Source organism: Naumannella halotolerans, assembly GCF_004364645.1.
Lineage (GTDB): Bacteria > Actinomycetota > Actinomycetes > Propionibacteriales > Propionibacteriaceae > Naumannella > Naumannella halotolerans.
Genome location: NZ_SOAW01000001.1, coordinates 2,383,672 through 2,393,844 on the forward strand (window position 1 = coordinate 2,383,672; position 10,173 = coordinate 2,393,844).

Consider the following 10,173-nt stretch of genomic DNA (forward strand, 5'->3'; position numbering starts at 1 on the left):
CACAGCAGCCTGTCCCGTCAAAGCTCCTGTTCTGGCGTGCCGGGGCACCGGCAACGGCCCGATCTGCCAGTGTTGGATCCAGTGTGGGCCCGGTCTCGACGGCCCCCCGGAGTTTCGTTCAAAGAGTTCTCGATGACCCCACCCATGCGTACCCGCCTGGCCGCCGAGGCCCTCGGCACCTTCTGGTTGGTGTTCGGCGGTTGTGGCAGCGCCATCTTCGCGGCGGTATTCCTCAATGACGACCAGATCCAGCTCGGCATCGGTTTCGTCGGCGTCGCCCTGGCCTTCGGCCTGACCGTGATGACCATGGCCTATGCCGTCGGCCACAGCTCCGGCGGTCACTTCAACCCGGCCGTCACCCTCGGACTGGCCGTGGCCAAGCGCTTCCCCTGGAAGGACGTCCTGCCCTACTGGGTGACCCAGGTGGTGGCCGGTCTGGTCGCCGGCGCGCTGCTGTTCGCCATCGCCAGCGGCAACCCCGAGTTCGACCGGATCGGCAACATGGCCGCCAACGGGTACGGCGAGAGCTCCCCCGGTGGCTACAGCCTGGTCTCGGTGCTGCTCGCCGAGATCGTGCTCACCGCGATGTTCCTGTTCATCATCCTCGGCGCCACCCATCGCAAGGCACCGGTCGGTTTCGCGCCGATCGCGATCGGTCTGGGCCTGACCCTGATCCACCTGATCTCCATCCCGATCTCCAACACCTCGGTCAACCCGGCACGCTCCACCGCCGTCGCCTTCTTCAGCGGCGGGGAGGCGCCGATGCAGCTGTGGGCGTTCTGGGTGGCACCGCTGATCGGAGCCGCGATCGCCGGCCTGAGCTACTCGCTGTTCACCGGTTCGGACAATCCCGACGAGGTCACCGGTCACGTGAAGGCGAATTCCTGAGCCTTCACCGTTCGACATCTCGGGACCCGTCCACCATCTCGGTGTGACGGCCCGGCTGTTCTCGGTGCAGCGGAACTGGTGACCAGGCGGGGGCGGCGCCGCGATTCGGCTGTCGTCCACCGGCGCGGACGAAACCGATTACCGTGTGCGCGTGCTCAGTTCTGCCGTGTCCGCCGCCCCCCTGGAACTGCCGCTGGGTGCACACCCGGTGATCTCCCGCGACGTGGCCGGACCGGAGCTGTACGGCTGGTGGCGCCGAGACCCCGGAGGACTGGTGCCGGTCGAGGCGAACGACCGGACCGAGGGGGTCGATCGCTGCGACATCGTCGGCGCACTCGCCGAAGCGCCGCCGGGCCTGTTGGTGATGGATGTCGATTCGACCCTGATCACCGCCGAGCAGATCGAACTGCTCGCCGATCACGCCGGGGTACGCGACCGGGTCGCCGAGGTCACCGAACGCGCGATGCGCGGTGAACTCGACTTCGCCGCCAGCCTGGCCGAACGGGTCGCCACCCTGGCCGGACTCCCGGTCGAGGTGATCGAGGAGGTACGGCAGTCGATCAGCCTCTCCCCGGGAGCGATCGAGCTGATCGCCGCGGTACGCCGGCACGGCGGTCAGGTCGGGCTGATCTCCGGCGGGTTCATCGAGATCACCGGGCCGATCGCCGAGGCCCTGGACATCACTCTGATCCGGGCGAACCGACTGGAGGTCGTCGACGGCATCCTCACCGGCCGGACCACGGGACCGGTGATCGACCGGGCCGCCAAACAGCACTGGCTCGAGGCGTACGCGCAGACGCTGGGCGTACCTCGGGAACTGACCGTGGCGATCGGCGACGGCGCCAACGACCTGGACATGCTGGCCGCGGCCGGACTGGGGATCGCCTACTGCGCCAAGCCAGTGGTCGCAGCTGCCGCCGACGCCTCGATCGGGTTCCCCCGATTGGATGCCGCGGCGGTCTTCCTGGGGTTGATCTGATGTCCCCCGCGATCCTGCGCTACACCGGCCGATCGACTGAACCGACGTCCCGCTCGGCTGAATCGACGGCCCTCCCCCGCATCCGTTCCGCAGGACACGCAGCCATCCGTACCCCTTGGGTGCAGATCCTGCGGAACAGACGCAACCGGGACCCTGCTCCGCCCCCATACACGGCGGCACACCGATCCGATGTGCATTCCGCAGTACAGGCACCTCCGCCGGTCGCAGCCGGTCTGGCATAGCCTCGAGGCATGGCCTTCGGCTTCAACACGCGCGCTCTTCGTATCCCGCACGATCCGGTGACCGGGGCGGTGGTGCATCCGATCCACCAGTCGACCACCTATGTGCAGGACGATGTCGGCGTGCTGCGCGGTGAGTTCGAGTACGCCCGGGTGGCCAGCCCGACCCGTACCGCGCTGCAGCACCAGCTCGCCTCCCTGGAGGGTGCCGCGCATGCGCAGACCTTCCCCAGCGGGCTCTCGGCCTCCGACGTCCTGTTGCGGGCGGTCGTCCGGGCCGGCGGGGAGGTGCTGTTGCCCAATGACGTCTACGGCGGCACCTACCGGCTCCTGGACAAGGTCCTGTCCCAGTTCGGCATCGGCTACCGGGTGGTCGACCAGACCGACCTCGACGCCACCGCTGCAGCCGTCGAAGCGGCTCCGGCCGGATCGGCGATCTGGGTGGAGACCCCGACCAATCCGATGCTGCGACTGGCCGACATCGCCGCCATCAGCGAGCTCGGCCGTGCTCACGGGGTGCCCGTGCTGGTCGACTCGACGATGGCCTCGCCGTACCTGCAGCAACCGCTGGCCCTCGGTGCGAGCGCCGTCCTGCACTCCTCCACCAAGTACCTGTCAGGTCACTCCGACGCCCTCGGCGGGGTGGTCGCGACGAACGACGACGCGCTGGCCGAGGAACTCGGTTTCCTGGCCAATGCGGTCGGCGCCGCGGGCGGCCCGTTCGACTCCTGGCTGATCGCGCGGGGCGCGAAGACCCTCGGGGTACGGATGGATCGCCACTGTGCCAATGCGCTCGCCGTGGCCGAGATGCTGCAGGAGCATCCGAAGGTGCTGCAGGTCTTCCATCCGGGCCTGCCCGACGACCCGGGCCATGAGCTCGCGCAACGGCAGATGTCGGGCAAGGGCGGCGGGGTCGTCTCCTTCCGGGTCAGCGGTGGCGCCGAGGCCGCCGCCCGGGTGGCCCGCGGCACCGAGTTGTTCACCTTGGCCGAGTCCCTGGGCGGTGTCGAGTCGCTGCTCGACGTACCCGCGCAGATGACGCATGCGGCCGCCCAGGACAGCACCTTGGCACCGCCGGACGACCTGATCCGGCTGTCGGTCGGAATCGAGGATGCAGCCGATCTGCTGGCCGATCTGGAACGCGCCCTGACCGCTGCCTGAGATCGGGTACGACGTCCGGTCACCGTCGCCGACCGGCATCGGCGGGGGGCGACAAACTGCCGGTCGAAACCCGGCGCAACCGGACCGATCTCGCCGTTAGGCTTGGCCTGTGAGCGCCCTGACCACCCTCGAACGTGGCTTTGTCCGTGCCACCGCGTCGCCGGTGGGTGGGCAGCTGCTGACCTGTGCGGTCGACGGCCGAGAACTGCTCTATCTCAGCCCGCTCACCGACCCGCTGTCCGGTGGTGCGATCCGTGGTGGCGTACCGGTGTGTTTCCCGTGGTTCGGCAACGGTCCCTCCGGCGCCCTGCAGCCGTCCCACGGATTCGCCCGGACCAGCCGTTGGACCCGCCTGTCGGAGTCCGCCGGTGAGGTGGTCTGGCAGCTCGATCCGGCCGCTGTGGCCGATTCGCCCGGCCGGGCCGAGTGGCCATTCGCCTTCCTCGCCACCTGCCGCCAGAGCCTGACCGAGGCCGGGGTACGGGTGGCGCTGACGGTACGCAACACCGGCGAGGAAGCCTTCACCTACGAGGCCCTGTTGCACACCTACCTGCGGGTGTCCGATGCGGCCCCGACCCGGCTCAGCGGACTGTCCGGCAGCACCTACCTGGACAAGCCGAACGACTTCCGCCCGACCGTCCAGGACGGCGATGTCGGCTTCACCGAACCGCTGGACCGGATCTATTCCAGCGAAGCCGCACTGGTGCTGCACGACTCCGGGCGCGCGCTGAGGATCGACAAACAGGGTTCGGCGACGACGGTGGTGTGGAACCCCGGCGATCACGCGCCGGCCGATGTACCGGCCGGAGGATGGCGCGACTTCGTCTGCGTCGAGGCCGGCAATGTCGGCGACCGGGCCATCACCCTGGATGCCGGTGCGGAGCACACCCTGGCGACCGAGATCAGCCTGATCGAGGTACTGGCCACCGAGGCAGGCCGGTGATGAACACCCGCCTGGCGTGGCTCGGGTTCGGCATCGCCGCGGTCCTCCACCTCACCTTCCAACTGCTGGCCGCGCCCACCGCGTCAGCACTGAGCCAGGTATTCCTGGCCCCGATGCTGATCGCGGTCGTCCTCTCCTCCCGACTCCCCTCCAGCCCGCTGCGGAACTGGATGCTCGCGGCACTGGTCTTCAGCTTCGTCGGCGACATGTTGCCGAAGTTCCTGCCTGCCTGGACCGAGATCTACATCATGATCACCGGCTTCGCGGTGGCCCAGATCTGCTGGATCATCGGGTTGTGGCCGCTGCGCTCGCGGTCGCTGGTGATCCGACGTCGGTGGCAGCTGCCGATCTACCTGATCACCGGGATGGCCCTGCTGGCCGCCTGCATCCCGACCGCCGGGAGGTTCACCCCGGCCGTCATCGCCTATGCCGTGATGCTGATCGCGATGGCCCTTCTCGCCAGCGGACTGGGTTGGATCGGCCAGCTCGGGGGCATCGCGTTCATGATCTCCGACGCGCTGATCGCCTTCGACCGCTTCGTCCCCTGGTTCGAGCTGCCGCAGGTCGGGTTCGCCATCATGGCCACCTACATCGCCGCGCTCGGACTGCTGGTCGCCGCCACCGTGCGGCACCTGCGGCCACCCACCCGCAGCCCGTCCGTTCGACCAGTGGAATCTCGGCAGGCGACGAACGATACTGGGGTATCCGGGGCCTGAGGGACGACGAGGGCCCGTCGCAACTGGGACAAGGAAGTTTCCATGCCACTCATTCCGAAGCCGGGCACCGAGGGGTCGCCCATCACTCTCCAGGATCGTTACGACAACTGGATCAACAACGAGTGGGTTCCGCCCACCAAGGGCGAGTACTTCGAGAATCCGTCACCGGTCAACGGCAAGGTCTACACCGAGGTTGCGCGCTCCAGCGCCGAGGACATCGAGAAGGCCCTCGATGCGGCCTGGCAGGCGTTCCCTGCCTGGAGCAAGACCTCGGTCACCGAACGCTCGAACCTGCTGTTGCAGATGGCCGACCGGATGCAGGAGAACATCGAAGCCATCGCCGCCGTCGAGTCCTGGGACAACGGCAAGGCGATCCGCGAACCGCTGGCCGCCGACATCCCCCTGGCGATCGATCACCTGCGCTACTTCGCCGCGGCGATCCGTACCCAGGAGGGTGGGATCTCGCAGATCGACGACGACACCGTCGCCTATCACTTCCACGAGCCGCTCGGTGTGGTCGGCCAGATCATTCCGTGGAACTTCCCGCTGCTGATGGCGATATGGAAGCTGGCTCCGGCCCTGGCCGCCGGCGACTGCGTGGTGTTGAAACCGGCCGAACAGACCCCGGTGTCGATCCTGGAGCTGTTCAGGATCGTCGGCGATCTGCTGCCACCGGGTGTGGTGAACATCGTGAACGGATTCGGTACCGAGGCAGGCAAGCCGCTGGCCTCGAACCCGCGGATCCGCAAGGTTGCCTTCACCGGAGAGACCACCACCGGCCGGTTGATCATGCAGTACGCGTCGCAGAACCTGATTCCGGTCACCCTGGAACTCGGCGGCAAGAGCCCGAACGTCTTCTTCGACGATGTCTTCGCTCTCGACGACGACTTCCGTTCGAAGGTGCTGGAGGGCTTCTCGATGTTCGCCCTGAACTCCGGCGAGATCTGCACCTGCCCCTCCCGGGCGCTCGTCCAGGGCGGTATCTACGACGAGTTCATCGCCGCGGCGGTCGAACGTACCTCCAAGATCAAGTTGGGCGATCCGTTCGACACCGACACCCAGGTCGGTGCGCAGGCCTCGAACGACCAGTTCGAGAAGATCCTGTCCTACATCCAGATCGGCAAGGAGGAAGGCGCCAACGTCCTTCTCGGTGGTGAGGCCATCGATCACGGTGGCGAACTCTCCGGCGGTTACTACATCAAGCCGACGATCTTCGAGGGCAAGAACAACATGCGGATCTTCCAGGAGGAGATCTTCGGACCGGTGGTCAGCGTGACATCGTTCACCGACTTCGAGGACGCGATGCAGATCGCCAACGACTCGCTGTACGGGCTCGGGGCCGGAGTCTGGTCGCGCGACCAGAACACCGCCTACCGCGCCGGCCGCGACATCCAGGCCGGCCGGGTGTGGGTGAACAACTACCACAACTACCCCGCCCACGCCGCCTTCGGTGGCTACAAGCAGTCCGGCATCGGCCGGGAGAACCACGCCATGATGCTGGATCACTACCAGCAGACGAAGAACATGCTGGTCTCCTACAGCAACAAGGAGTTGGGCTTCTACTGATGAGCGATGAGTGGTCCAGCCGAGTGCTGATCACCGACCGGGCGGCCGATCTCCTCGGCCGCCTGGTCGCCCGTCACGGGCCGGTGATGTTCCACCAGTCCGGCGGGTGCTGCGATGGCTCGGCACCGATGTGCTATCCCGACGGTGACTTCATCGTCGGCGATCGGGACGTGCTGCTGGGAGTGATCACCACGGCTCGCGGCGAACCCGGGGCACCGGTGTGGATCTCCGGTTCGCAGTACGCACTGTGGAAGCACACACAGCTGATCTTGGACGCGGTTCCCGGTCGCGGCTCCGGTTTCTCCCTGGAGGCGCCGGAGGGTGAACGCTTCCTCACCCGATCGCGGGTGATCAGCCCCGAGGTCGAGGAGAGCCTGCCGCCGATCATCACCGGTGGTCAGGTCGAGGAGGGTGCCGAACTGCCGGAACCGATCGGCCCGGTGGAGATCAGCGGCGAGCTGGGCGAGGTCTGCCGGATCGTCCGCGCCTGAGACCCAGAACGGGGCTGTCGATGATCATCGACAGCCCCGTTCGTCGTTCCTGACCGACCAGGCCGGACTGCGGATTCGGTGGAGCGATGAGGGATCGGGTCAGCCCTGAGCAGTCCTGGCCGGCCTCTTCGGCGACGGGTGCGGAAGCTTGGCGACCCGGCCCATGATCAGCACGTCGAAGCGCGATCAAGACAGCACGCGGGTTTGACGGACCCGGCCCATGATCGGCCCAGGTCGCGGGCTCAGGCGGAGGGCGCGGGGCTCGGCGGGTTCTCCAACAGATCAGCCGAGGGTACGAAGAACAGCGCGCCGGTGTGGGCGGTGGAGAAGTCCAGGATCCGGTCGCTGGTGCCGGGTGGATCGCCGATGAACATGTTCCGCAGCATCCGCTCGGTCACCGCCGGGTCGGCGGCGTACCCGATGAAGTAGGTGCCGTAGGGACCGGTGCTGGCCTGGCCGAACGGCATGTTGTCGCGGACTATCTTCAACGGGTTGCCGTTCTCGTCGTTGATCGAGTTGAGCACGGTGTGGGCGTCGGCTGCCTTGTCGGCATCGGGGAACTCGATGTCGGACAGCTTGCGCCGACCGATCGCGCGCTCCTGCTCCTCGACGGTGATGGCGTCCCATGCCCGGAGATCGTGCAGGTACTTCTGCACGATCACGTAGCTGCCGCCGACGAAGGCCGGATCCTGCTCCCCGATCAACACGTATTCGTCGGCGGCCTCACCGCTCGGGTTCTCCGTACCGTCGACGAAGCCGAGCAGGTCACGCTCGTCGAAGTAGCGGAACCCGTGCACCTCATCGGTGACGGTGACGGCATCACCGAGTGGCCCGAACACCTCCTGCATGAAGGCGAAGCAGAGGTCGAAGTCGACCGCCCGGACGTGGAACAGCAGGTCACCCCCGGTTGCCGGCGCCGTGTGCTTCTCGCCGCGGATCTCGGTGAAGGGATGCAGGTTCATCGGCCGCGGACCGGAGAACAGTCGATCCCAGGCATGCGACCCGATGCCGACCACCGGTGCAAGTCCGCCGTCGAGCCGGCGGAAGCCGACCGCCCGGGTGTAACCGCCCCAGTTGCTGACCATCTCCCGGACCTTGTCCTCGCCGCCGGGGTTGATGTCGGCGGTGACGAAGATCGCACTACGGGTCAGTTGGGTCAGCACCGGCTGGGGCTGGACATTCATCTGGTCACCTCCGGGTCAGGGCAGGTCGCATGCACCACATGTTCGGCTGGTATCGACCCTACTCAGGCGCCGGCCGACGGATCCGTGCAGGATGCCTCCATTCCGCGGCCGAGCCGAACCCCACACAAACCGATCCCGCCGCACCCGAAGCCACCCCGCACACGAAGCCACGCGCCGCACACGAAGCCACCCCACCCCGTTAAGCCACCCCGCAGGCCAAGCCACCTCGCATACGAGGCCGCGCGCCGCACCCGAAACCACGCGCCACACCCGAAGGCACGCCGCCCCGCGAGTACTTGTGGCGGGAGGTCCTGCCGCGCGTTTCATCTCCGATCCCGGCGGCCCGGGGCACCGGGCCGGGTCACGGCGCGAACCAACAAGACAAACGTCACACTCGATCGACGACATGCACAATCGCCCCGGCGTGTCGCGCCGGAACCGCAATCGAGTGTGACGTTTGTCTTGTTCGCGGCGCCGACCGGGGTGACCGGTGCGGGTTCGTCGCGCGGTCGCCGGCTGGGACCCCGACTCCGGCCGGTGAACCTGAACCGCCTCAGGTTTGATGCCGCTTCCTTTCGAGTTGAAAGGATGGCGTCATGCCGAAGATTATCGATCCGCAGGTGCGTAACCGGGCGGTGAGGCTCGTGCTGGAACATCGTGCGGAGTACTCGTCGACTGCGAAGGCGATCGCGGCCGTCGCCCGTCAGGAAGGCGTGGGGGCGGAGTCGCTGCGTCGGTGGGTGCTCCAGGCCGAGATCGACGCGGGCGACCGTGACGGGCAGACCAGCGAGGAGCACGCCGAGATCCGCCGGCTGAAGGCGGAGAACAAGCGGCTGCGTGAGGACGTCGCGATCCTGAAAGCCGCGGCGACTTTCTTCGCGGGGGAACTCGACCCCCGCAACCGTTGATCCTAGGTTTCATCGATCAGATGAGGGCTCAGGGGCACGCGGTCGAGTCGACGCTCCGCGTCCTGCGAGAGCAGGGCGTGAAGGTCGCCGCGCGCACCTACCGCACCTGGCGACGGCCCTGCATCTCGTCCCGCATGCTCACCGACGCGATGGTCGTGGACGCGGTCCGTGACGCGGCTTGGACGACCGAGATCCTGCCCGACGGGAGCAGCCGTCGGCGGATGACCCCGGAGGGCTTGTACGGGCGGCGGAAGGTGACCGCGCTGATCCGCCGCACCACGATCCCCGACGCGTCGTGGGGTGCGATCGACCGGGCCATGCGCACCCTCGGGCTATCCGGCATCACGAGGGCGAAGGCGATCCGCACCACGATCCCGGGCAAGGACGGGATCCGTGCCGGGGACCTGCTGAACCGGGACTTCACCGCCCCACGGCCGGATCACACCTGGGTGACGGACTTCACCTATTGCCGCACGTGGGCCGGCTGGGTGTATGTCGCGTTCATCGTCGACGTGTACTCGCAGAGGATCGTGGCCTGGCACGCGCAGACGAGCAAGCACGTCGACCTCGTGATGATCCCGCTGCGCATGGCCCTGTGGGAACGCGACCGGCAAGGTCACCCGATCCAGCGGAAGCAGCTGCGGGCGCACTCCGATGCAGGCAGCCAATACACGTCGATCGTGTGGACGGAGAAGCTCGCTCTCGACGGCATCGCCCCCTCGATCGGGACAGTCGGCGACGCGTACGACAACGCCCTGATGGAGACGATCAACGGGCTCTACAAGGCGGAATGCGTGCGCACCACGGTCTTCCACGACGGCCCCTACAAGACGATCGCCGACGTCGAATACGCGACCGCCGGCTGGGTCGATTGGTACAACCACCGCAGGCTCCACGGTAGCCTCGGAATGGTCAGCCCGAACGAGTTCGAGGCTGCCTACTACGCGGCCCTCACACCAGAGCCGCTCCCCGCATAGAAGCGGCGGAGAACCTGAGGCGGTTCAACCGCACTGGGTTTCGTTCCTATGCGGGTTCGAGGGAACCGTCTGGTTCCTCGGTACTGGTTGAGGCCTCATAGTAGGCGGCCTCGACCTCGAT

Annotated in this window: 9 protein-coding genes; 8 read left to right on the top strand and 1 reads right to left on the bottom strand. The window is 67.3% G+C overall.

Going from position 1 to position 10,173, the window contains the following annotated elements:
• Nucleotides 1–132 precede the first annotated feature (132 nt).
• The 7 genes from aqpZ (at nucleotide 133) to CLV29_RS11120 (ending at nucleotide 6,983) form a co-directional block, all read left to right on the top strand.
• Nucleotides 133–888 (top strand): aquaporin Z, encoded by a 756-nt coding sequence (aqpZ, locus tag CLV29_RS11090; protein ID WP_208292851.1) that lies wholly within the window; start codon nucleotides 133–135, stop codon nucleotides 886–888.
• A 151-nt stretch (nucleotides 889–1,039) separates the two neighbouring features.
• Nucleotides 1,040–1,867: a phosphoserine phosphatase SerB gene (gene serB / locus CLV29_RS11095; protein WP_243831840.1), complete on the top strand. Its 828-nt coding sequence runs from the start codon at nucleotides 1,040–1,042 to the stop codon at nucleotides 1,865–1,867.
• Nucleotides 1,868–2,118: 251 nt separating this feature from the next.
• Complete coding sequence (locus CLV29_RS11100; RefSeq protein ID WP_133754914.1) at nucleotides 2,119–3,267, top strand: cystathionine gamma-synthase; 1,149 nt, start codon at nucleotides 2,119–2,121, stop codon at nucleotides 3,265–3,267.
• A gap of 109 nt (nucleotides 3,268–3,376) precedes the next feature.
• Nucleotides 3,377–4,210 (top strand): D-hexose-6-phosphate mutarotase, encoded by an 834-nt coding sequence (locus CLV29_RS11105; protein WP_133754915.1) that lies wholly within the window; start codon nucleotides 3,377–3,379, stop codon nucleotides 4,208–4,210.
• Nucleotides 4,210–4,926, top strand: coding sequence for a lysoplasmalogenase (locus tag CLV29_RS11110; protein ID WP_166649218.1), 717 nt, complete (start codon nucleotides 4,210–4,212; stop codon nucleotides 4,924–4,926). The genes CLV29_RS11105 and CLV29_RS11110 overlap by 1 nt, the downstream gene beginning before the upstream one ends.
• A gap of 42 nt (nucleotides 4,927–4,968) precedes the next feature.
• A complete protein-coding gene (exaC, locus tag CLV29_RS11115; protein WP_133754917.1) occupies nucleotides 4,969–6,492 on the top strand; it encodes an acetaldehyde dehydrogenase ExaC in 1,524 nt (507 codons plus the stop codon).
• Entirely contained in the window at nucleotides 6,492–6,983 is a 492-nt protein-coding gene (locus CLV29_RS11120; protein WP_133754918.1) for a DUF779 domain-containing protein, read from the top strand. The genes exaC and CLV29_RS11120 overlap by 1 nt, the downstream gene beginning before the upstream one ends.
• Nucleotides 6,984–7,225: 242 nt before the next feature.
• On the opposite strand, the gene CLV29_RS11125 is transcribed toward CLV29_RS11120, so the two are convergent.
• Nucleotides 7,226–8,167 (bottom strand): Dyp-type peroxidase, encoded by a 942-nt coding sequence (locus CLV29_RS11125; protein ID WP_133754919.1) that lies wholly within the window; start codon nucleotides 8,165–8,167, stop codon nucleotides 7,226–7,228.
• Between the two features lie 596 nt (nucleotides 8,168–8,763).
• Here CLV29_RS11125 and CLV29_RS11130 point away from each other — a divergent pair.
• Nucleotides 8,764–10,052, top strand: a protein-coding gene (locus CLV29_RS11130) for an IS3 family transposase (RefSeq protein WP_133754920.1) whose coding sequence is annotated in 2 segments (ribosomal slippage) — nucleotides 8,764–9,037 and nucleotides 9,037–10,052 — 1,290 coding nt in all. Because the reading frame shifts where the segments join, the coding sequence is not laid out codon by codon here.
• The last annotated feature ends 121 nt before the right edge of the window (nucleotides 10,053–10,173 follow it).